The following is a 23,275-nucleotide window of genomic DNA, read 5'->3' as shown; positions in this document are numbered from 1 at the left end:
GGTTGGTTCGTTCATGCGCCCCTCCGCAATAGTTGCCGCATTGTTACGCCAACCGGGATTTACCGCCAGGGGTTGGAGCGATGGGTAATCGCAACGGCACGAACCGTTGGGGATGAAGAATGCGGCGGTGGAGGTGTACGGCGAGCAGGGAAGTCGGTTTGCCCACCCACCACACTGCGTCTGCCGCTTGCAGCACGGGGCGATGCTGTGGCACAGATTCTTGTGACGCCATAGGCCTCCAAAACGTCCACAACAGCGGCATGATTTAGGACTGCAGGTGTTCTACCCTCCGGCCCCAATCTAGCAGGCGCTGACTATTGGGTTAAACCGTATTTTCGCCATGACCAACCTCGATTTCCTCGGGGAGCCTGCCCCGGCGACGCAACTCAGATAGAGCGACTTGGCATGCCAAGACGAGTGTTATCCATTCCGATGTGCCTAAAGCTTCACGCTCATTCGAAATAGTATTTGGTGTTCCTTTGCAAAAGCCTTCCCAGGCATTCGCTACAAGCAGGAGCTTCTTGGCTTCGCTTTCCGAGTAAGTCGGGGCAGAGTATGAATGAAGGGGCGAATTCCAGTCTTCCCACTGATTTAGTACTGCATTCAGATCGAACGGTGGTGGATCAGTCTCGTAGTGGACCAGCATTTCAAGCCACTCAATCAGGCGATTCCTGACTCGTTGCTCGATGAGCGGATGCGACGGTTTAAGAGCGGGCATTTTTCTGCGGCCTAACGTTGGAGGCCAGCTGCCGCCATAGGCTGTTGCGACTGGGCCGACCTTTTATCTTTTATTGAATGCCCGTCACAATGGGCACAAGAAGGAATATGGCTGGTCGGCAGAGCTTCGGGGATACGTTCGCAAGCCAGAACTGCTGCCCATATTTCCAGCCTCGAATATGTGGATCAATAAAAAGACGCGGATGCACTGTTCCACCCAACGCAATTAACCTGCGGCCAACCGCAATTCGTCGGCGACGAAATCGAGAAAAGAGGCGCCTCGGAAACTCTCCGGTGCGACATCGACGCTCGGCGACGATTATTCGACGAAGGTAGACGGCCAGTTCCCCCGTGGGAAGAAGCTCCCATCTCTCCCAAAGCACTTGGTACGAAGTGGACTCCGTCGGAGGCAGCCGAGGACGACATTTCATAATGGATAGCGTAGAAGTGAACAGGCTGAAAGGTAGGGGCACATGCTCACTGCTCGTCCTCCGGTCGGAGTGGAGAATAACACCATTGATATTCATCGATTAGCGACCTTGCCAACGCATCTTGTTCCGCGCGGTAGTGGTGCTGATGTGTACCAAGAGGTCTGATAGTGCCTTCAACAAAACCCTTTGCCTGGAGCTGTGAGACGAATTTTGGAAGCGGCCCATATGCAAAGAACTTGTTGTGCCTATCCCAGACAACTGTCGCATGATCGTGTGATGAATGAGCCCAAATATCAAAACGTGCATCGCTGCTCAAAAAATCTCGGTACTTCCCGATAAAAGCGCGGAAATCATTCATGGAAAGTTCGGGGCTTTGATAACGCCCCGGATCCGCTTCACCCCGTGGGGTGTGAAGAATGTAAATTACCAAAATCGGCTCGGATAAACACATCACCAATGTTTCAAATATTGATGCGTCACCTCCCGGTACTCCGCCGGCAATTCGATTTTCCTCAAGCGCGAAGATCGGTGCAAACGAGTGCTCAACCCATTCATTTTCAACGAGGTGAGAGAGCTTACACATGTAGGTTCCAAATTAATATATTCCGCAGAATCTTAGCGCGTGCGTAGATCGATTTTTAAATATCCAAGTATTAAATTCCGAAAAACCCCACACACATCTACCACCAAACTATAGCCCTTCAGCAAATACAAGACTCTGACAAAGCCCGCTTCAGCAAACCATGAAGCTTTGAATTGGGAGCCGCATCTCCGCATGAATAAAGCGGCGCCAACCCACCCTCACCCCCGCTCCACCATCTGCCTCGCCTGCTCCCTGAGCTGCGGAAACACCTTGCCCACCAGCTGCAGCTGGTTCGCCATCCAGCTCTGGGCGGGCGCTGCGGGTGGGGTTTGGCCAAACTGGCGCAGCACCTCGGCCACGGCGGGGGCCTGGGCGACGGGGCGGCGGCGGCCGCCCATTTCGCGCTGGGCGCGCTCTAGCTCGTCCGACAAATCCTGCAACGACTGCAGCAGCGCCTGGGCCGAGGCCTGGGTGGCTTCGTCCATGGGCTGGGCGGCTGCGCCGCCGCGCTGGGCGCCCAGGGCAGACAGGTAGTTGAGCTGCGTGTGCGACAAGCGCAGGAAGTTGCCCACCACCTCGGCACCGCCGCGCACCCGCAAAGGCTCTTTGAGCATGGCGCTGTAGGAGTTGGACAGGGCGGCGTCGGCGTTGTGGGCGTTGCGGCGGGCCACGCGGTAGGCCAGGTGGTCGCGCTTGCCGCTTTGGTACTGGGCCAAAATTTCGCGCAGGTAGATGGCTTGCGTCTGCAGCGCCTGGGCGGCCAGTTGGGGCCACTGGCGCGATTGCCAGTGCGGCAGCACCAGCCAGGCGGCGGCAGCGGCAATGCAGCAGCCTACGGCGGTGTCGAGCAGGCGGGTGAGGATCACGCCCTGCGACATGCCCATCTGGTGAAAGCTCAGCAGCAGCAAGGTGGTGACGGCGGCGGTGGCCAGCACATAGCGGGTGTGGCGCGCGCCAAAGAACACGGCGCCGCCCAGCACCAGCAGGGCGGCCTGGATGAAGTCGCCCGGGAACAGCTGGATGACCGCCCAGCCCAGTGCCAGCCCGATGGCCGTGCCCTTGGCGCGCTGCATGAGGCGCGTCTGGGTGGCGGCGTATTGGGGCTGGCTGACAAAGACGATGGTCAGCAAGATCCAGTAGCCGTGCGGGTCGGCGGTGGCCTGCATGACGGCAAAGCCCAGCACCAGCGACAGACTGAGCCGCACGCTGTGGCGCAGCCAGGGCGACTGCGCGCGGCACTGGGCGCGGATGCGGCCCCAGGCGTCGCGCAGGGTGCGGGGCTCGCGGTCAAACAGGCTGTAGTCCACCGCCGCAGAGGCGCCGGGCTCGTCCACCGGCAGCGCCAGGGCACCGGCAAACACGCGGGCCAGGGCGGTGAGGTTGTGTCCCAAGGCGCGCAGCGAGCGCAGGGGCCGGGCCTGCGCGGCGCTGGGGTGTTCGCGCTCGATCTCTTCCTGGTGGGCCAGGGCGGCTTCCATGTCTTCAATGGCGCGCGAGGTGACGCCGGAGTGCACCGGCTCGGTCTGCTGCTGGATGGCCACCGAGAATTTGAGCGCCTGCTCGCCCAGCAACGTAAGCACGCGCTGGCAGCGGTAGAGCACGTCGCTGTGGAAGAACGACTGGGCCAGCAGGTCGTAATGCTCGTGCGAAGAGCTGACACGCTCGTGCACGTCTTGCGCAGCCAGGTACTGGTGCATGGCGGTTTGCAGCCACAGCGGTGGCGTGCCCCGGCCCATGCGGCTGATGAGGCTTTCTTTGGTGGCATTGAGCGCATCGACCACCCGCCCGTTGTGCAGGGCCAGCGCCATGCGGCGGCGCTCCAGGTCTTCGTCGCGCACGGGCTCCAGCAGCAGGGCTTTGAGGCGCAGGTATTCGCCCAGCATGGCATACAACTTGGCCAGCCGATAGCGCACGGGGGCGCGGGGCATCACCGCGTTCCACAGCACCGACACCACGCCGTACCAGGCGGCCCCGCCCAGCATCAAGGGCGTGGCCACCACGGCGGCGTCGCGGCTGGTGTGGGCGGCCAGCGCTTCATAGATGAACAGCACCAGCGAGCCAAAGGCAATAGCGCGGTAGCGCTCGCTCAGCGCCCCCAGCATGGTGAAGGTGAAGGCCGACAGCGCCATCACCCCCATTAGCACCCAGGGCCACGACACCGTGGCACACACCGCCAACGCCACCAGGGTGAAGCAGCCCATGGCCAGCAATTGCGCGCGCAAGCGGCCGCGCCAGCTGTCATCGGTCTCGGTCAGGGCGCTGGCGATCACGCCCAGCAGCACGGGCATCAGCTCGGTCTGCCAATCCGCCCACCAGCCATAGGCCAGCACCACGGCCAGCGCCAAAAACGCCCGCGCCCCGCGTGTGAAGCCTTCGTGGTTGCTGGCACGCTGCCAGCTGAGTTTCCAGGTTGTGTCCACCAAAATGCTCTCTACCCATCGATATAGGGTTTACCCTGATTTTTTAAGCAATTGTCAGGCCAGTCACCGCAACACCGGCACAAAAAAGCCCGCGCCGCAGGGCTGCGGGGCGGGCTTGGGGGTGCTTGCCAGGCAGTGCCCGGCGTTCAGCGCACGGTGTCGGGCAGCTCGATCTTGACTTCGAGCACTTCCAGGTTGTCCTGGCGCTCCAGGTGGACCTTGAGGTCGTCGGGGCTGATCTTGACGTATTTGGAGATCACGGCCACCAGTTCGCGCTGCAGTGCCGGCAGGTAGTCGGGCTCGGAGGCGTTGCGGCCATTGCGCTCGTGCGCGAGGATGATCTGCAGGCGCTCTTTGGCCACGCTGGCGGTTTTTTTCTTTTCGCCCAGAAGGAAAGAGAGGAACGAAGCCATGGCTTATTTGCTCCCGAACAGGCGTTTGAAGAAACCGGGCTTTTCGGCCTCGATGAAGCGCATGGGCTTGTCGGTCGCGCCCAGGAAGCGGTCGATCACGTCCTTGTACGCCTCGGACACGTCGGTGCCCTGCGCATGGATGGCGGGCGTGCCCTGGTTGGACGATTGCAGCACCACCTCGGATTCAGGAATCACGCCGATGAGTTTGATGCGCAGGATGTCCTGGATGTCTTCCAGGCTCAGCATCTGGCCGTCTTCCACGCGGGCGGGGTTGTAGCGGGTGATGAGCAGGTGCTCTTTGATGGGCTCGCCGCCGTCGATGGCGCGCTTGGTTTTGCTGCCCAGCATGCCCAGGATGCGGTCGGAGTCGCGCACGCTAGAGACTTCAGGGTTGGTCACCAGCAGGGCCTCGTCGGCAAAGTGCATGGCCATGAGGGCGCCGCTTTCGATGCCAGCGGGTGAGTCGCAGACGATGTACTCGAAGTCCATCGCGGCCAGGTCTTTGAGCACCTTCTCTACGCCGTCTTGCGTCAGCGCGTCCTTGTCGCGCGTCTGGCTGGCGGCCAGCACGAACAGGTTGTCGCACTGCTTGTCTTTGATGAGGGCCTGGTTCAGGTTGGCCTCGCCATGGATGACGTTGATCAGGTCATACACCACGCGGCGTTCGCAGCCCATGATGAGGTCCAGGTTGCGCAGACCGACGTCAAAGTCGATCACAGCGGTCTTGTGGCCGCGCAGGGCGAGGCCGGTGGCAAAGCTGGCGCTGGTGGTGGTCTTGCCCACGCCACCTTTGCCGGAGGTCACGACGACGATTTTGGCCATGTGTTGCAGATTCTCTGTGGGTTGATACGAGGGAATGGAAGCCATCAAGCCAGGGGCTCGATGATGAGTTTTTCGCCCTCCAGGCGAACCTGGGCGGGCTTGCCGGCCACGTTCTCGGGCAGGGCGGTTTCGGTGGTGCGGTAAATGCCTGCGATGGAAACCAGTTGCGGCTCCAGGCAGGTGCTGAAGATGCGGGCTTCGGTGTTGCCCCGGGCCCCGGCAATGGCGCGGCCGCGCAGCGGGGCGTAGACGTGGATGTTGCCGTCGGCAATCACCTCGGCACCAAAGCTCACCACGGCCATCACCACCAGATCGGCGCCGCGCGCGTACACCTGCTGGCCCGAGCGCAAGGGCTTGTCGACCACCACGGTGCCGGGGCCGAGGGTGGGCACTTCGCGCACGACCTCGACCTCGCGCACCACTTCACGCACCACCTCCACCGGGGCGGGCGCTTCGGCGCGGGCCGGTGGGGCATCAGGGGCGGCGGCCAGGCCTGCAACGCGGGCCGCTTCCATCTGGGCAGGGCTGCCGCCGCGCACGGCCACGGGCAGGGTGCGGTGCTCGCGCAGCTGCTCGGTGATGGCGGCAAAGTCGATGGCGTCTTCGGCCTCACGCACGGGCGACAGGTCAATCAGCACCGGGTCGTAGTCAAAGAAGCCTGGGGCATCGGCCACACGGTCGGCCAAGTCCACGGCAAACTGCGCCGCGTCCGTGGTCTTGAGCACCACGGCCACCACCGGCAGTGAAGCGCTTTTGAGGTCAAAACTGGCGCGGGTGTGCGCCGCCGTTTCAGTGGCCATGGAGGGGTGTGTTGAGCAGCCACGCCACCGGGCGCAGCCAAAAGGCCTGAGTGTAGCGGCAGCGCGTGGCCAAGCCGCCACAGGCGGGGCAACCGCTCACATTCGGTTTCAAGGGACGAACGCCTGCGGCCAGGGGCGTCTGGGCGGCAGGGGCGAGGGAGGCAGGTTGGGGCATTCCCCCTATTGAACCCCGAAGCGCCGCCCCTGTCACCTGACCATAATCAAGCCATGACCAGCCCCCGCGCACGCAAAACCCATCTCGACACCCTCTCCATCTCGCTGCTGCTGGCCTGCTGCATGTTCTGGGGGTTCCAGCAGGTGCTGGTCAAGGCCACGGTGGCCGAGGTGGCGCCGGTGTTTCAGGCCTTTGTGCGCTTTGCTCTGGCCACAGTGGCGGTGGCCGCGTGGTGCCTGTGGAGTGGCCTGCGCACCCCCGTGCCAAGCGCGGCAGGCGCTGTGCCCAGCCCCACACCGGCCGGTGCCGCAGACAAAGCCCCAGCCCCCCGGCTTGGCGGCTGGGGCCCGGGGCTGCTGGCCGGAGCACTGTTTGCGGGCGAGTTTGCGTGCATTTACGTGGGCATGCAGTACACCAGCGCCTCGCGGCTCACGGTGTTTTTGTACGGCTCGCCGTTCTGGGTGGCGCTGCTGCTGCCGCGCTTTATCCCCGGTGAGCGGCTGCGCGGCTGGCAGTGGCTGGGCCTGGCCGCGGCTTTTGTGGGGGTGGGGCTGGCCCTGGGGGACGGCATGACTGGCCGGGGCCCGGATGCCCACCCCTTGGCCTGGCTGGGCGATGTGCTGGGGCTGGTGGCGGGCCTGATGTGGGCCTTGACCACCGTGGTCATCCGCAGCACGGCCCTGGCGCGGGTGGCACCGGCGCAGCAGCTGCTGTACCAGGTGGCGGTGAGCGCTGCGCTGCTGCCGCTGCTGTCCTTGGCGCTGGGGGAGGTGTGGTCTTGGCACTTCAGCGCGTTTGCCTGGGCATCGCTGCTGGTGCAGGCGGTGGTGGGCGCGTTTGTGAGCTACCTGGCCTGGATGTGGATGCTGGCGCACTACCCGGCCACCAAGATGTCTTCGTTTGTGTTCTTGACCCCGGTGTTTGCGCTGCTGTTTGGCGCCAGCTGGCTGGGTGAGCCGGTCACGCCCTCGTTGGTGGCCGCACTGGCGCTGGTGGCCGTGGGCATTGTGCTGGTCAACCGCAAACCGGCAGCGGCCTGAGCCCCCGCCCAAAGGGCCAACCCACCCATTTGCATAAAAATAGCTGCTAGCGCTTACCAAATAAGCGCTAGCAGCTATTTTATTGATAGCAAATTACAGCTTCGGAATTTTGATCCGGCTGATCATCAACGAGCCTGACAGCGCAAACAACAGCACCAGCGGGTGCAGCGTAAAGCCCCCCAGCACCACACGGCCACCCCACAGGTTGGCGCCCACCGCGCCCTGGGCGGCGGCCAGGGCCAGCAGGCCCACCAGCACGATGGAGGTGGGAATGGGCGTGCCCTCAAAGTACTTGACCTTGCCCGTGCCTTCCGAAAGCGTCTCGGCCGTGACGTTGTAGCGCGCCAGGCGCGAGACGCCGCAGGCCACAAAGTAGGCCAGCACCACGCGGTCGTACAGGCCCTGCATGCCGCAGCCGTAGGCAATGATGGCGGGCGCCACGCCGAACGAGATCACGTCGGCCAGCGAATCCAGCTCACGGCCCATGGCCGAGCTTTTTTGCCGCCAGCGGGCGATGCGGCCATCGAGCACGTCAAAGATCAGCGCCGCCAACACCAGGGCGGCGGCAAAGTAGATGTGCACCACATCGTGCGTGGCCAGGTACGACATGGCCGAAAACAGAGCCCCCACGCCACAGACCGCGTTGCCGAGGGTGAACCAGTCGGCCAGATGGAATTCGCGGATCATGGAAAAGCGTTTGGGGTGCTGGGGAGTGTTCATGAAAAAGAGCGCCCTGAGCGCGCAGTGACAACACTTCCCATTATGGGCGCGGCGCCACCCCGGCCCCGGGTAACCCCTGGCTGCCTCCGCAGGCCCCCACGGCCCCCCACTGACCCCCACTGACATTTGCGCGACTGCTTTTGCGCCCGCACGCAGCGAGACTGTGGCCACACGCCACGGCACAGTGGCGCCAGGACCAACGAGACAAACACCATGCACACCACCGGGAACCGCCTGCACGAACGCACCGACCAGCCCCAGAGCGGGCTGACGCCGCCACAGCCCCCATCCTCGGCCCCTGCAGTCCCCATTCCTGCGCCCTCTGCCGCCCCGTTCTCCCGCGCCTTCCCCATCCGCAGCCTGCAGGATGTGCAGCGGCTCGAAGCCCGCCCCCTGGCCGAGGCGCTGCCGGTGCAAAGCACCTACGAAATTTTTGTGAACTCGGCGGCGGCGTTTGGCGACAAGACGGCGCTGACCTTTTTGCCCACCGCCGACCCGGCTGCCGAGCCCATCCGCTGGTCCTATGCCCAACTGCTCACCGGCATCCACCAGACGGCCAACCTGCTGCACCACCTGGGCGTGGGCCCGCAGGACGCCGTGGCCGTGCTGCTGCCCGGCTGCCTCGAATACCACCTGGCCCTGTGGGGCGGCGAGGCGGCGGGCATCGTGCAGCCGCTCAACCCCATGCTCACCGACGAGAAGATCGCAGCCATGATGACCTTGGCCCGCGCCAAGGTGCTGATTGCCTACGGCGGCGAGGGCGACCTGGGCTACTGGAGCAAGGCGCTGCGCCTGCGCGCCCTGGTGCCCACGCTGACCACCGTGCTGCGCGTAGCCCCGCACGATGAGGCAGCGGGCGCAACAACCGCCCTGCCCGCTGGCGTGGTGGACCTGGCCGCGCGCCACCAGCACCCCGGCGACCACCTGGTGAGCGGCCGCCGCATTGTGGCCACTGACATCGCTGCGTACTTTCACACCGGCGGCACCACGGGTGCGCCCAAGCTGGCGCGCCACAGCCACGGCGCGCAGGTGTTCACCGCCTGGGGCAGCGTGCAGATGCAGGGCATACGGCCCGAGGACGTGGGCATCAACGGTTACCCGCTGTTCCATGTGGCGGGCGTGTTGCCGGGCTCGCTGGCGGCGCTGTCTGCGGGGGTGGAGACCATCATCCCCACCACCGGCCTGTTCCGCAACCGCGAGGTGATTGCGAACTACTGGCGGCTGGTGGAGCGCTACCGCTGCACCTACCTCTCGGCCGTGCCCACGGTGCTGGCGGCGCTGGCGAATGTGCCGCTGGACGGGGCCGACATTGCCACCCTGCGCTACTGCCGCACCGGCGCGGCCATCCTGGCGCCCGAGCTGGCGGCGCGGTTTGAGCGGCTGTTTGGCCTGCATATCCACGAAAGCCTGGGCATGACGGAAATGGCGGGCATCTCCACCATCACCCCGCCCGGCGTCAACGCGCCCGCAGGCTGCGTGGGCTGGCGGCTGCCGTACACCCAGCTGCGCGTGGTGGCGCTTGATGCGCAGGGCAACGCGTCCGACCTGGACCTGTCGCCCGGCCAGCCGGGCATGGTGCTGTTCCAGTCGCCCAACCTGTTCTCGGGCTTTCTCGATGCGGCCGACACGGCCAAGGCCTTCACGCACGATGGATGGCTGGCCACCGGCGACCTGGGCTTTGTGGACGAGCAAGGGCGCCTGCACCTGAGCGGCCGCTCCAAGGACCTCATCATCCGCAGCGGCCACAACATCGACCCCAAGGTGATCGAAGACGCGCTGGGCGCCCACCCCGCTGTGCAGCTGTGCGCCGCCGTGGGCGCGCCCGATGCCTATGCAGGCGAGCTGCCCGTGGTCTACGCCACCCTGCGGCCCGGCGTGCAGGTGACAGAAGCGGAGCTGATGGCCTTCACCGCCGCGCGCGTGGACGAGGCCGTGGCCCGCCCGCGCTGGGTGCAGGTGATCGAGCACATGCCGGTGACCAACGTCGGCAAGATCTACAAGCCCGAGCTGCGACAGCGCGCAGCGTGCCAGGCGGTGCAAGCCGCCATGGCCGCTTTGCCCACCCTGGCCGACCTGAACCCGGCGCAAGCACAGGTCCAGATCCAGGCCGAAGGGGATAACGCCGTGCGCGTGACCGTAGCCCCCACCCCTGGCGCAGACAACGCGGCACGGCTGACCGCGCTGCGCGAACTGCTGGCCCCCCTGCCCTTGCGCATCACGGTGGTAGCGCAGGGCGCTGCTGCCACCCCTGCGCCCACCTGATTGGGCCCTGATGGCGCTGCGTGCCGGGGCTGGCGGCTTGCCCCGGCACCCGCCCAGCAAAGCAAGCCAGGCTGACGATTTGCCAACCACAACGACAGGAGACATCGCATGCACCCCTCCCCATTGATGCCCCGCTGGATGCCCCGCCGCCACTGGCTGCGCGGGGCCGCCCTGGCCACCGCAACCTGCATCGCCGCAGGCACGGGCACCACAGCACTGGCCCAGGCCTACCCCAGCAAGCCCATCAAGGTGGTGGTGCCCTTTGCCCCCGGCGGCGCCACCGACGTGCTGGCCCGCGTGCTGGCCGAGAAGATGGCCGTGGGCCTGGGCCAGCCACTGGTCATCGACAACAAGCCCGGCGCCGCCGGCATCATCGGCACCGACGCCGTGGCCAAGGCCGCGCCCGACGGCTACACACTGCTGCTGGGGCTGAGCAACTCCATGCTCACCAACCAGTTCCTCTACACCAAGCTGCCCTACAGCCCCGAGCGCGACATTGCGCCCGTCTACCAGATCGCCATCGCACCCCTGGTGCTGGTGGCCCACCCCAGCGTGCCCGTAGCCACGGGGCCAGAGCTGCTCAAGTACATCGCGGCCAACAAAGGCAAGGTGTCTTACGGCTCGTATGGCACGGGCGCCTACCCGCACCTGGCGGGCGCGTACATGAGCCAATCGCAAAACGCCGACATGAGCCATGTGGCCTACCGGGGCGAGGCGCCCATGGTGCAGGACCTGCTGGGCGGGCAGATCCAGATTGCTTTTGCCAGCGCGCTGCAGGTCAAGGCCCACATTGACGCAGGCAAGCTCAAGGCCATTGGCGTGAGCGGCGAGCGCCGCATGGGCACGCTGCCCAATGTGCCCACCCTGGCCGAACAGGGCCTGAATGACGAGGCCTACCGCGTGGCGGGCTGGCTGGCCGTTGGTGCGCCTGCAGGCACGCCACCCGCCATCCTGGAGCGCATTGCCACCGAGGTGCGCAAAGCCACCGAGCAGCCCGACGTGGCCCAGCGCATTGCAGCGATGGGCTTTGATGTGCAAAAGAGCTCGCCCGCGTTGTTTGCGTCAGCGATGGCCAAGGAACGGCCGGTGTGGGAACGGCTGATCAAGGCATCTGGAGCGAAGCTGGATTGAGGTGGCGAGGGACAGGGCTGCCTTCTACCGCCCCGCATCGGTCATAGCACCCCTGATGCTCCCTCTCCCCTTGCGGGAGAGGGCGGGGGAGAGGGGGGTAATGAGGCACAGCCCCTTGCACAAGCCCCCTCTCCCCAACCCTCTCCCACCAGGGGAGAGGGGGCTAAGACCGCAGCGCCGCTGGTGCGCGGAAACCCAGGGCTGACTGGGCCATGTAGCCACGCCATATTTCAAGAAAAAAGGTCGCCACCGCTTGTCCAACAAGCGCTAGCCGCTATGAATTTTGTAGTTTCACAGCCCGCCCTGCCGCAAACGCCACATACCAATCCAGGCACCCCGGATTGGCCATCGCGTCCTTGTTCACCACCTTCTCGATGGGCTGGCCCAGCAGCAGCTTCTTGATCGGCAGCTCCTGCTTTTTGCCGCTGAGCGTGCGCGGCACCTCGGCCACGGCAAAGAGGTCGTCTGGAACGAAGCGCGGGCTCAGCGCCGTGCGCACTGCGGCGTTGATGCGGGCTCGCAATGCGTCGTCCAGCACCACCCCGGCGCGCAACACCACAAACAGCGGCATGTAGCTCTCGCGGCCCAGGTACTCCAGGTCCACCACCAGGCTGTCCAGCACCTCGGGCAGGGATTCGACCGCGCTGTAGATCTCGCTGGTGCCCATGCGCAGGCCGTGGCGGTTGATGGTCGCATCGCTGCGGCCGTAGATGATGCAGCCGCCCGTGGCCCCGTCGATCTTCAGCCAGTCGCCATGCCGCCACACCGCGCCCATGTGGGCAGGGCCGTCACCACCGCCGGGCTGGCGGCCGTGGCCTGCGGGGTACATGTCGAAATAGCTCGACAGGTAGCGGCTTCCGTCCTTGTCGCCCCAAAGGTACAGCGGCATCGACGGAATCGGCTGCGCACAGACCAGCTCGCCCACTTCGTCCGTCACCGGCTGGCCTTCGGCATTCCAGGCCTCCACCGCCGCGCCCAGCATGCGGCATTGCATCTCGCCGGGCACCTGGGGCATCTCGCGGTTGCCGCCGATGAAGGCGCCACAGAAGTCGGTGCCGCCCGAGATGTTGTTCCACCAGATATCGGGTGTGCCCAGCGCCTCAAACTGCGCCGTGCCCCATTGCTGCACCTCGGGCGAGAGCGGCGAGCCCGTGGTGCCCAGGGCGCGGATGCGCGTGAGGTCGCCATAGTCGGCCAGCGTGATGCCTGCCTTCATGCAGTTGGCAAAGAACGCCGCCCCCGCGCCGAAGAACGTCACGCCCGTCTCGGCCGCAAAGCGCCACAGCACGCCCCAGTCGGGGTGTTCCTTGCTGCCGCCGGGGTTGCCGTCAAAGATGACGCAGGTGGTGCCCGAGAGCAGGCCGCTCATCTGCGCATTCCACATCACCCAGCCGGTGGAGCTGTACCAGTGGTAGCGCTCGCCAAAGCTGTTGGCCTCGTAGCTGCAGCCAATGTCGTTGTGCAGCACCTTGAGCTGCAGCGCCACCAGCATGCTGCCGCCGTGGCCGTGCACGATGGGTTTGGGCAGGCCGGTGGTGCCGCTGGAGTAGACGATCCACAGTGGGTGGTCAAACGGGAGCCACATCGACTCAAAGGCCGCAGTTTCTGCATCGTTTTGGGCTGTAGCGCTTGTCCAATCAGCGCAACCAGCTATCGAAATAGAAGCATCCAGATTGCCCAGCAGCACCACGTGCTGCACGCTGGGCAGCGCGGCGCGCAGCTCGGCCAGCACGCCGGTGCGGTCGTGGTCGCGGCCGCCGTAGGTCACGCCGTCCACGCTGATGAGCACCTTGGGCTCGATCTGGCGGAAGCGGTCAAGCACCGCGTGGGTGCCCATGTCGGGCGCGCAGATGCTCCACACGCCGCCGATGCTTGCGGTGGCCAGGAAGGCGATCATGGCCTCCGGCACGTTGGGCAGGTAGGCGGCCACGCGGTCGCCGGGCTGCACGCCCTGGGCCTTCAGGTGCAGCGCCAGCGACGCGACCTGGCGGCGCAGCTCGGGCCAGGAGAGTTCACGGTGCTGGCCTTTTTCATTGCGGCTGATGATGGCGGGCAGACCCGCAGCCTGGGCCGCATCGACATGCCGCAGCACCTGCCGCACGTAGTTCACCTGCGCACCGGGGAACCACTGCGCCCCCGGCATGGTGTTGCACGCCAGCGCGGCCGTGTGCGGCGTGGGCGACTGCAGATCAAAGTAGTCCCACACGCTTTGCCAGAACGCATCCAGCTCGGTGGTGGACCAGCGCCACAGGGCGTCGTAGCTGTCGAACTGCAGGCCGCGTACATCGCGCAGCCAGTGCTGGTACAGGCGGATTTGCGGTATGTAGGGCGGCGTGGGGCCCTCGGCCGATGTGCCCCGGCCGTCAGAAATATGTGGTGTCTCCATGCCCGGCAACTTAGCAGTGCATCAACACATAAGCCACCCGGGTCAGTCACCTGTTTGACACTCACAGCGCCTGTGGCGGCGGCGCAGCACCTGGGCCTCAAAAATTACAAACCTTAACAAGGTGGGGATGGCTACGCGACACGTACGACATCCGATGACACAGAATCCGCGCTCAGAGAGAGAGGCCGCCAGCGAGCGGCAGCCAAAAAAAGAGCCCGGCGCCTGCCGGATTGAAACCAGACCCAGGATCTGAGCCCCATGCTGCCCCACGCCCCCCTGTTGCCAGCCCACACTGCAGGCCCCCGCCACCATGCCACCGCCCGGGCCCTGCTGGCCTGGACGCTGACCGCCAGCCTGGTCGCCTGCGGCGGCGGCACACAAGACACCGTGACCACGGCGAACCCGGAACCCGCCCCCTCGCCCGTGCAACCGACAACGCCCACGCCGACGCCGGTTCCCACACCCACACCCGCGCCTACGCCTACGCCTACGCCTACGCCTACGCCTACGCCTACGCCTACGCCTACGCCTACGCCTACGCCTACGCCTACGCCCGCACCGACACCTGCTCCTGCTCCTGCTCCTGCTCCTGCTCCTGCTCCTGCTCCTGCTCCTGCTCCTGCCCCAGCCCCAGCACCAGCACCAGCACCAGCACCAGCACCAGCACCAGCACCAGCACCAGCCAGCCCAGTCGCCCTGAATGTGCGCGTGCAAGGCCTCGGCCTGGGTGGCACGCTCAAGCTGGGGCACGGCTCGGCCACGCTGGATGCAACGCTGAACCAGCCTTACACCTTCACGCCCCAGGTGGCTGCCGGGGCGCCGCTGGACTTGCGTGTGCTGGCACAGCCTGCGGGCCAGGCGTGTGCGGTGTCCGGCGCGGCGCCCGCCTCCGTGCCTGCCAGTGGCGCGCCCGTGTTTGTGCGCTGCATGTACACCAGCGCTGCGCACCTCACCCTGCCCGAGACATTGCCCAACGCCGCGCTGGCCGTGTCCTTTGGCCTGCGTGACATCGCCTACCCAGGCATTGCGTACGAAAGCCGCCCAGGCGTGGTGGGCGGCATCTTCCCGTACGAGTACCGCATCAAGAGCTTCACCCTGGGCGGCGTAGCGCAAAGCACCACAGGCGTCTCGCTGGACTGGCGCCGGGGCACCGTGCGTTTCACTCCGGCGAGCGAGGGCGCCTACGTGCTCACCCTGGAGATCAAGGACAGTGGCGCTGCACAAAAGACGCTGGAGCAGAGCTTCACGATCCAGTCAGCGGCCTCGCGCTTTCTCTTTGTGGACCCGAATGGCACCGACGCTTCAGGGCGCGGCACCCTGGCAGCGCCCTACAAGACCGTGGCCTATGCGCTGGCCAACTCCACGCCCAACCAGGCCATCGTGCTGCGCAAAGGGACTTACCTGCCCGGCAACATCAAGGTGTACGACAACAAGGCCAAGCAGTTTCTCGCCTACCCGGACGAGGTGGTGACGCTGAACTTCAACAAGACCACCAACATCAGCGTGGGCAGCGACATCGCCCCCGCGGTGCGCATCGAAGGTTTCGACATCACCGGCGTCACCCAGTGGGGCATCGTCAGCGACCCGAGCAAGGCCGGGCTGGTGATCCGGCATGTGCGTTTTCTCGATGGCGAAGCCACTAACAACGGCGAGAACCCTGCGTTCATCCATGGCTGGGGCGACTCCGGCCCGGCCTGGCGGCACAAATTCCTGATCCAGGACAACGACTTTGGCCCCTATGTGGGCAACGGCTACGCCACCACGCTGTTCGATGCGGGCCAATCGCTGATCGAGAACAACCAGCTGAACCTGGGCAAAGTCAACGGAGGCTTTCACGACAAGGACAACTCGCAGTACAACACCTACCGCGAGAACTACATCACCTTCTCGGACGCCAACCGCACGGCGATGGGCATTCAGATTTCTGCGCAGGACAACTCGGCTAACGTGCACATTCACCACAACCTGATCGTCAATGCCGGGATCCACCTGGGCGTGCAGTGCTTTCAATCGACCTGCTCCATGCGCGACCATGACGTGCACCACAACACCATCATCAAGCAGCACATTGGCCTGAATTGGGGGCCCTTCAACCCCAGCAGTGCGGGCACACGCATCAGCCACAACATCATCAGCAACGGCAGCTTGAGCCCCTACGAAGGCCTTTCCTGCCAGAGCCGCCCGGCGGGTCTGGCAAGCCAGCTTGCGGTGGCAGCCAACCTGCTGGAGAGCACCCACCCGCTGGCGTTCAAGGACAGCGAGTGCACAGGCAACGACATGACCTGGGCCGTGTGGCAAGGCACCTATGGCTTTGACACGGCCGCGTCGGGCAGCACGGTGGGCGCCACCAGTGTGCTCACAGGCAGCGGGCCTGGCATGGGTCTGCCCGCAGGAAACGCAATGCGCACGCGCCGGGGGCACCAGTACCCCTGAGGCCAGCGCCCTCCAGCACGTTGCCAACCCATAAAAAAGCCCCGCAGTGCGGGGCTTTTTGTTTGAAAATGGCCTCTAGCGCTTATCTATAAAGCGCTAGCAGCTATTTTATTGATAGCGTTATTTGCTGCCTGCAGCCTTGTCACGCATGCGGTCGGCACGGGCGCCTGGATCGGGGTGCGAGGACAGCATCTGGTCCATGCCACCTTGCTTGCCGCCCAAGGAGGCCAGCTTGCGGAAGGCGCCTTCCATCGCCTTGACGTTGTACTTGTGCTTTTGCATGAAAGCCAGGCCGTAGTCATCCGACTCGGTTTCCTGGCTTTGCGAGAACTGGCTGTTGAGCAGCTTTTCGCCCAGCTCGCCCAGGTCCGAGTCCGCCAGCTTGGCCGCTGCGCCACCCGAGGCGGCCACGGCCTTGCGGCCAGCCGATGCCATGTAGGCGGTGCGCATCGCGCCCATGGTGTGGGCATGCTTGACGTGGCCGATTTCGTGACCGATGACGCCCAACAATTCCTGGTCATTCATCATGTCCATCAGGCCCGCATAGACGCGGATGGAGCCATCGGCTGTGGCGTTGGCGTTCACGTTCTTGCTCAGGTACACCTTGAAGTTGAGCTTCATTCCGTCTTCGTTGACGTGCTTGGCCGTCAGGCGGGCCAGGCGCTGGGAGTACTTGTTGTTGGCAGGGGCCAGCTTTTCAGTGCGGTCGCCATAGGCGCGGTACTGCAGGGCCACAGACTTGAGTTCGTCGTCCGACACGGTGGCGGCCTTGAACACGTCCAGGGCTGCGCCCACTTTGTTCTCGGACTTGCTGGCGCCCGAACCACCAGCGCTGGTCGAGCCCAGGGCCGACGAGACGGCCGACAGGCCACCGGCAGAGCCCCCGTCGGTGGTGGCGCAGCCCGTCAAGACCAGCGCGCAGGCCATGGCGATGTAAGACAGTTGTTTCATGGTGTGATTTCCCTCTTTGGATGGATGTGAATTCAGTGCAGCGCGCCCCTGCCACACCGCTGGTGCCGCGTGGCCCCTTGCAGCATTGGCAACCCGGGCAGGAGGCTTGTTTCAAATGCGGCGTAATTGTTTCACGCACGCCCGCCAAACGCCCTGCCCAGCCCCTTCAATTGCAACCGTTCGTATCTTGACGAAGGCAATTGAAACGCGCCGTACTTTGTAACACTGGCGCCGCTCTAGTGGCCATCGGGCGGCGCAACGCGCATCACTTTGCGTTACATATTTCACGCTCGGCGCGTCGATTGCACCACCCCGCAGCCCAGGGATCTTCTGCACGAATCGAGCTGGCCAAGTGTGCGCTGCGGATCGGGATGGGCTGCAAGGCGCAAAACGCAGCAATAGCCATCGCTATTGCGAGTATTTGCAACGCCGCAGACCGCCCGAGACCGCAGATGCACACGGCGCGGTGATTTGTGCAAAGGGTCCCTAGGTATCCAGGCGCCCTTTGATGCAATGCAAGCCCCGGGGCCGAGGCCGGGGCCACAATGCCAGCGTCATTTTTCAGGGCCGCACCCCATCCATTCCATGCACATGCACAGCGACGTACTCATCGTGGGCGCAGGCCCTGCCGGCCTGTCTCTGGCGATTTCGCTGGCGCAAGCCGGCTTTACCGCGACGGTGCTGGACCAAAACCCCACCGCAGCGCTGGAGCAGCCCGCCCCGGACGGGCGAGAAATCGCCCTCACCCACCCCAGCGCGGCCACGCTGCAGCGCCTGGGCACCTGGGGCGCGCTGGCCTCCCATGAAATCGGGCACATCCGCACCGCAGAAGTGCACGACGGCCCCGTGGGCGCGCACAGCGCCATGCAACTGCAGGCGCCCGATGGGTTTGGCTCCGCCGACACCCCAGCAGGCACCACAGCCTCAGGCCCCCGCCCCCCGCTGGGCTTCATCGTGCCCAACCATGCCCTGCGCCGCACGGCCTACCAGGTGGCGGCCCGCACACCGGGCGTGCGCATCGTGGCCGGGGCGCAGGTGCACCGCGTGGCCGCCCTGGCCACCCACGCCGAGGTGGACTTTGCCCTGACCGCCCAGCCCGGGCAGCCCAGCGAGCGGCTGTGCGCCCCCCTGGTGGTGGCGGCCGACAGCCGCTTTTCTGCCGCCCGGCGCCAATTGGGCATTGGTGCGCAGATGACCGACTTTGGGCGCACCGTCATCGTCTGCCGCATGCGCCATGCCGAGCCCCACGGCGACACCGCCCACGAGTGCTTTGGCTACGAACGCACGCTGGCCGTTTTGCCGCTGCCCGATGTGGCCGCCGGTGCGACCGACGGCGCTACCGAGGGCCAAGCGCAGTGCTCCGTGGTGGTCACCGCCCAGGCGGCCGATGCCGCCCGCATGCTGGCGCTGGAGCCCGCCGCCTTCACGGCCGAGGTGCAAGCTCAGTTCCAAAACCGCCTGGGCGCTATGGAGCTGTTGGGCGAGCGCCACGCCTACCCGCTGGTGGCTGTGTACGCGCAGCGCTTCACCGGCCCACGCTGTGCGCTGCTGGGCGATGCGGCGGTGGGCATGCACCCCGTTACCGCCCATGGCTACAACCTGGGCCTGGCCGGGGTGGAGCGGCTGACGCAGGCCCTGGTGGCCGCCCGCCAGCGCGGACAAGACTGGGGCGACGCGGCAGCGCTGGCGCCCTATGCGCGGGCCCACCACCTGCATGCCTGGCCCATTTACCAGGGCACCAACGCCATCGTGCGCCTGTACACCGATGCGCGCCCCCTGCCCCGTGCACTGCGCCAGCTGGTGCTGCAAGGCGCGCGGCGCCTGCCGCCGCTCAAGGCGGCCATCGTGGCCCAGCTCACCGGCAAAGCCCCCCGCTGGCAAGCGCCCCTGGCCCAGCTGGGCAACGCACTGGCCGTCGCCCGGCAACGGGGGTGACGGGCAGAGGCGGTGCCCACGCGCCAAGCGGCACAAGCGGCCGCTTTGTAAAACCTGCTTACCTCGTGGTCGGTGCTTTGGCCGCTGCGGCGCGGCCGGACCACTATCATCGGCAGCCGCGCCCGACAGGCGCAAAATCGGCCCTTGAGACGAACCCTGGGCATCTGGCGTCCCCACGGGCCTCAGCCCCCGCATTTCCACCGCTGCTATGCAAACACTCCTCTCCGCCTGGCCCGCCGTGGTCCTGCTGCTGCCCGCACTGGTGCTGGTGTCGGCCATCGTCTTTCTGGCCAAGGGCGACCGCCGGGCGTTCGCCTTCCTGATGTCCCTGCTGGCCTGCTACCTGATTGGCGCCTTGCTCATGGAGTTCTTTGTCTTCATGGCCGCGCGCATGGCCCGCGCGGGCAGCGCGCCCACCGTGCCCGTGCTGGGCACGGGCACCAAGCAGTTGCTTGAAACCCTCAGCAACCCCCGCTCCCTCACCGCACCGCCGCTGTCGCTGCCCGCCATCGCGGCCTACTCGGTGCTGGCGTCCTACCTGTGGCTGCTGGTGGGCTGGGGCCTGCACCTGCGCGGCAAAAAGGGCGGCACGGCCAAGAAGAAGCCCGCCAAAAGCACACGCAAGCCCGCCAAAGCCTGAGGGCCGGAGCGGGATCAGCCTGCCTTTGCGCCGCCATTTGCTACCAAATTCATAGCTTCTAGCGCTTATGGCAAAAGCGCTAGAGCCTCTTTTTGCTTAGAACCACACAGTTCCCTGCTCGCCCTGGTTTTACCGAATCTTTACGGCCCAGCAAAAAGGAGGTGCAGTGGGCTCTCTAGATTGCGTTGCTTGAACCGCAACCACCCAGAGAGAGAGCACACGATGGACCGCACCACCCCCCACCTCGCCCCCGCAGCCGCCCCCAACGCGCATTACGGCGGCCTGGCACAAGACCTGCACCGGTTGACCGAACGCCGCAAAGCCCTGCGCTGGCTGGCTGTGGGCACCAGCGTGCCCTTTTCCCTGTGGGGCTGCGGCGGCGGCAGCAGCGACGCCACCACGGCCACGGATACCACGACAGACACGGGGACCGGGACCGGCACGGGAACAGGCTCTGGCAGTGGTACGGGAACCGGCACAGGGACCGGAACGGGCACCGATACCGGCACCACCACCTGCAGCACCATCCCCAGCGAGACGGCAGGCCCCTACCCCGGCGACGGCACCAACAGCAGTGGCGGCACAGTGGCCAACGCGCTGCTGCTGTCGGGCATTGTGCGCAGCGACATCCGCAGCAGCCTGACCACCAGCACCACGGCCGCTGGCGTGCCGCTGACCATCCGGCTCAAGCTCGTCAACGCCAGCGCCAACTGCGCCAGCCTGGCAGGCTACGCCGTGTACCTGTGGCACTGCGACCGCGACGGCAACTACTCGATGTACAGCACCGGCATCACCAACGAAAACTACCTGCGCGGCGTGCAGGTGGCCGACGCCAATGGCGAGGTGAGCTTCACCACCATCTTCCCTGGCTGCTACGACGGGCGCTACCCGCATGTGCATTTCGAGGTGTACCGCAGCCTGTCGGTGGCCACCTCTGGCAACAACGATGTGAAGACCTCGCAGCTGACCTTCACCCCCGCCGCCATGGCCGAGGTGTACGCCACCACCGCCTACGCCACCAGCCGCACCAACTACGCGCGCACTTCGCTGGCGTCCGACAACGTGTTCAGCGACGACAGTGGCGCCCTGCAAATCGCCGACACCAGCGGTACGGTGAACGGTGGCTACACCGCTGTGTTGCAAGTGGGCGTGACGGCCTAACCGCCCAGCAGCATCCCCACCACCAGGCCCACCCCGGCGGTCAGCAGATCGCCGGTGACGGTGCGGTCGTCCTCTTGCGTGAAGCGGCGCTTTTGCTGTTCGCGCTCGGCCCGGTTGCGGTCGCGCTCGATCATGATCAGCGCGTCGGCCAAGTCGGGGCGCGGCGCCCCGTCACCGGCGGCGCCAGGCACCTTGGCCGCCGAAGCCACGCGATAGCCCTCCAGGGCGCGTTTGACGGCCTCCGGGTCGATCAGCGAAAACGCCGCCCGGCAATGCGGGCAGGCGTGGTCTTTGCGGATGTCCACCGGCGCGCCGCAGCCCGTGCAGTAGATGGCATCCACCCGCCGCGCCAGGTCTTGCACCTCGGCGCGGGTGAGGTGGCGCACAAAGCCTTTCTCCACCATGAACGAGGAGAACGCGCTGAAACGCCCGTGCTGCTGCGCGCAGCGGTACACCATGTAGCGCCCGCTGCGCACCATGTCATAGCCCTGCGACAGGGGCCGCACGCAGCGCGGGCAGGCCAGGTTGTGCTGCAGCGGCCTGCGCTCATCGGTGCGGTGCTGGTGCAGCAGCGCAAACAGCTCGACCACCGCCTGGGGGTGCAGCTTCAGGTTCTCTCGGTGGTCAAACCAGATGCCCTGGCAGGCAAAGCACAGGTCCAGCTCCACCGCGCTCTGGCCCCTGCCATGGTCGTGGCCCGCCAGCGTCTGGGTCTGCATAGGCTGGCGGCACGAGGGGCAAAGCGAAGAGGGTTTCATGGCGTAGCGGCTGGACGGGAAGTGACGCGCCATCGTAACCGTCCACCCACCTCACAACCCGCCCGCGCACAGCGACCGCTTCTGCGCCCCGAAATCCACTAGCATCCAGCACACAAATTTTCACAATAAAGGAAACACCATGGGATTCATGGACTGGAAAGTCAAAACCCCCGACGTGCTGGAGCGGGGCGGCGTGGTCGGCCCCGACGAGCGCCTGCCCTGGCCACAAACCGCCGTGATGGGCGTGCAGCACGTGATCGCCATGTTCGGCGCCACCGTGCTGGCCCCCATCCTCATGGGGTTTGACCCGAACGTGGCCATCCTCATGAGCGGGCTGGGCACGCTGATCTTCTTCCTGATCACCGGCGGCAAAGTGCCCAGCTACCTGGGTTCGAGCTTCGCCTTCATTGGCGTGGTGATTGCAGCCACCAGTTACGCAGGCAAAGGCGCCAATGCCAACATCGGCGTGGCGCTGGGCGGCATCATTGCCTGCGGCCTGGTCTACACCCTCATCGGTGTGCTGGTGCAAGCCGTAGGCACGGGCTGGATCGAGCGCTGCATGCCCCCGGTGGTCACCGGTTCGGTGGTGGCCGTGATTGGCCTGAACCTGGCGGGCATCCCCATCAAGAACATGGCCGCGAGCAACTTTGACAGCTGGATGCAGGCCCTGACCTTTGTGTGCGTGGGCCTGGTGGCCGTGCTCACGCGCGGCATGGTGCAGCGCCTGCTGATTCTGGTGGGGCTCATCGTGGCCAGCATCGCCTATGCAGTGCTGACCAACGGCCTGGGCCTGGGCAAACCCATGGACCTGTCGGCCTTGGCCAACGCGGCCTGGTTTGGCCTGCCCAACTTTGCCGCACCCGTGTTCAGCGCCAACGCCATGCTGCTCATCGCCCCTGTGGCCATCATCCTGGTGGCCGAGAACCTGGGCCACGTCAAAGCCGTCACGGCCATGACGGGCCAGGACCTGGACCGCTACATGGGCCGCGCCTTCATCGGTGACGGCATTGCCACCATGGTCAGCGGCAGCGCGGGCGGCACGGGCGTGACCACCTATGCCGAAAACATCGGCGTGATGGCCGCCACCAAGATTTACTCCACCGCCGTGTTCCTGCTGGCCGGTGTGTTTGCGCTGGTGCTGGGCTTTAGCCCCAAGTTCGGCGCGCTGATCCAGACCATTCCGCTGCCGGTGATGGGCGGTGTCTCCATCGTGGTGTTCGGCCTGATCGCCGTGGCGGGCGCCAAGATCTGGGTGGACAACAAGGTGGATTTTTCGCAGAACAAGAACCTGATCGTGGCGGCCATCACCCTCATCCTGGGCACGGGCGACTTCACACTCAAGTTCGGCGACTTCGCCCTCGGCGGCATCGGTACCGCCACGTTCGGCGCCATCGTGTTGTACGCACTGCTCAATCGGTCTACAGACTGACTGGCGCAGCAACCCACGGCGCATAGGAGGTGTGCAGACAGCCCCTGCAGATCTCCGCCGCAAATTTG

At 65.6% G+C, this 23,275-nt stretch carries 18 protein-coding genes; 8 read left to right on the top strand and 10 right to left on the bottom strand.

The genetic code is table 11. From position 1 onward, the window contains the following. Window positions 1–322: 322 nt before the first annotated feature. From CLU86_RS22700 to minC, 6 genes are all read right to left on the bottom strand, one after another. Window positions 323–718, bottom strand: a complete 396-nt coding sequence (locus CLU86_RS22700; RefSeq protein WP_143226741.1) for a hypothetical protein — start codon at window positions 716–718, stop codon at window positions 323–325. A 476-nt stretch (window positions 719–1,194) separates the two neighbouring features. Further along, on the bottom strand, window positions 1,195–1,731 hold the full coding sequence (locus CLU86_RS22695) for a hypothetical protein (RefSeq protein ID WP_143226740.1): 537 nt from the start codon (window positions 1,729–1,731) through the stop codon (window positions 1,195–1,197). A gap of 218 nt (window positions 1,732–1,949) precedes the next feature. Further along, complete coding sequence (gene yccS / locus CLU86_RS18575) at window positions 1,950–4,151, bottom strand: YccS family putative transporter (protein ID WP_099742663.1); 2,202 nt, start codon at window positions 4,149–4,151, stop codon at window positions 1,950–1,952. A gap of 146 nt (window positions 4,152–4,297) precedes the next feature. Then, window positions 4,298–4,564 carry a cell division topological specificity factor MinE gene (gene minE / locus CLU86_RS18570; RefSeq protein ID WP_099742662.1) on the bottom strand — a complete coding sequence of 89 codons (267 nt, stop codon included), beginning with the start codon at window positions 4,562–4,564 and terminating at the stop codon, window positions 4,298–4,300. A gap of 3 nt (window positions 4,565–4,567) precedes the next feature. Further along, window positions 4,568–5,386, bottom strand: coding sequence for a septum site-determining protein MinD (minD, locus tag CLU86_RS18565; RefSeq protein WP_099657389.1), 819 nt, complete (start codon window positions 5,384–5,386; stop codon window positions 4,568–4,570). Between the two features lie 44 nt (window positions 5,387–5,430). After that, window positions 5,431–6,186, bottom strand: coding sequence for a septum site-determining protein MinC (minC, locus tag CLU86_RS18560; protein ID WP_099657388.1), 756 nt, complete (start codon window positions 6,184–6,186; stop codon window positions 5,431–5,433). 228 nt (window positions 6,187–6,414) lie between these two features. On the opposite strand from minC, the gene CLU86_RS18555 reads away from it, so the two are divergent. Next, window positions 6,415–7,401 (top strand): DMT family transporter, encoded by a 987-nt coding sequence (locus CLU86_RS18555; protein ID WP_099742661.1) that lies wholly within the window; start codon window positions 6,415–6,417, stop codon window positions 7,399–7,401. 93 nt (window positions 7,402–7,494) lie between these two features. Here CLU86_RS18555 and pssA read toward each other — a convergent pair whose 3' ends face one another. Beyond that, on the bottom strand, window positions 7,495–8,121 hold the full coding sequence (gene pssA / locus CLU86_RS18550) for a CDP-diacylglycerol--serine O-phosphatidyltransferase (protein ID WP_099657386.1): 627 nt from the start codon (window positions 8,119–8,121) through the stop codon (window positions 7,495–7,497). 213 nt (window positions 8,122–8,334) lie between these two features. On the opposite strand from pssA, the gene CLU86_RS18545 reads away from it, so the two are divergent. Together CLU86_RS18545 and CLU86_RS18540 are read left to right on the top strand one after the other, a co-directional pair. Beyond that, window positions 8,335–10,383, top strand: coding sequence for an acyl-CoA synthetase (locus CLU86_RS18545; protein WP_233195099.1), 2,049 nt, complete (start codon window positions 8,335–8,337; stop codon window positions 10,381–10,383). 108 nt (window positions 10,384–10,491) lie between these two features. Next, window positions 10,492–11,514: a Bug family tripartite tricarboxylate transporter substrate binding protein gene (locus tag CLU86_RS18540; RefSeq protein ID WP_369803842.1), complete on the top strand. Its 1,023-nt coding sequence runs from the start codon at window positions 10,492–10,494 to the stop codon at window positions 11,512–11,514. Between the two features lie 274 nt (window positions 11,515–11,788). Here CLU86_RS18540 and CLU86_RS18535 read toward each other — a convergent pair whose 3' ends face one another. Continuing rightward, on the bottom strand, window positions 11,789–13,900 hold the full coding sequence (locus CLU86_RS18535; RefSeq protein ID WP_099742659.1) for an acetoacetate--CoA ligase: 2,112 nt from the start codon (window positions 13,898–13,900) through the stop codon (window positions 11,789–11,791). A 258-nt stretch (window positions 13,901–14,158) separates the two neighbouring features. Between CLU86_RS18535 and CLU86_RS18520 the strand changes: the two genes are divergently transcribed. Further along, window positions 14,159–16,333, top strand: coding sequence for a right-handed parallel beta-helix repeat-containing protein (locus CLU86_RS18520; RefSeq protein ID WP_158236352.1), 2,175 nt, complete (start codon window positions 14,159–14,161; stop codon window positions 16,331–16,333). Window positions 16,334–16,453: 120 nt separating this feature from the next. Here the strand turns inward: CLU86_RS18520 and CLU86_RS18515 are convergent, their stop codons facing one another. Further along, entirely contained in the window at window positions 16,454–17,284 is an 831-nt protein-coding gene (locus CLU86_RS18515) for a M48 family metallopeptidase (RefSeq protein ID WP_099742657.1), read from the bottom strand. A 585-nt stretch (window positions 17,285–17,869) separates the two neighbouring features. On the opposite strand from CLU86_RS18515, the gene ubiM reads away from it, so the two are divergent. The 3 genes from ubiM to CLU86_RS18500 all read left to right on the top strand — a co-directional run bounded on the left by ubiM (window position 17,870) and on the right by CLU86_RS18500 (window position 21,020). Continuing rightward, the gene (gene ubiM, locus CLU86_RS18510; RefSeq protein ID WP_143226739.1) at window positions 17,870–19,219 is read left to right on the top strand and encodes a 5-demethoxyubiquinol-8 5-hydroxylase UbiM; all 1,350 of its coding nucleotides are present in this window, start codon (window positions 17,870–17,872) and stop codon (window positions 19,217–19,219) included. 208 nt (window positions 19,220–19,427) lie between these two features. Further along, complete coding sequence (locus CLU86_RS18505) at window positions 19,428–19,859, top strand: hypothetical protein (RefSeq protein WP_099657382.1); 432 nt, start codon at window positions 19,428–19,430, stop codon at window positions 19,857–19,859. Between the two features lie 222 nt (window positions 19,860–20,081). Then, window positions 20,082–21,020: an intradiol ring-cleavage dioxygenase gene (locus CLU86_RS18500; protein ID WP_099742656.1), complete on the top strand. Its 939-nt coding sequence runs from the start codon at window positions 20,082–20,084 to the stop codon at window positions 21,018–21,020. Here the strand turns inward: CLU86_RS18500 and CLU86_RS18495 are convergent. Then, a complete protein-coding gene (locus CLU86_RS18495; RefSeq protein ID WP_099742655.1) occupies window positions 21,017–21,778 on the bottom strand; it encodes a zf-TFIIB domain-containing protein in 762 nt (253 codons plus the stop codon). The genes CLU86_RS18500 and CLU86_RS18495 overlap by 4 nt on opposite strands. 139 nt (window positions 21,779–21,917) lie before the next feature. Here CLU86_RS18495 and CLU86_RS18490 point away from each other — a divergent pair, with 139 nt between their 5' ends. Further along, entirely contained in the window at window positions 21,918–23,207 is a 1,290-nt protein-coding gene (locus tag CLU86_RS18490; RefSeq protein ID WP_099657379.1) for a solute carrier family 23 protein, read from the top strand. Window positions 23,208–23,275 lie beyond the last annotated feature (68 nt).

The organism is Acidovorax sp. 62 (assembly GCF_002754495.1).
GTDB lineage: Bacteria > Pseudomonadota > Gammaproteobacteria > Burkholderiales > Burkholderiaceae_C > Acidovorax.
This window is presented reverse-complemented; position numbering and strand designations above follow the sequence as displayed.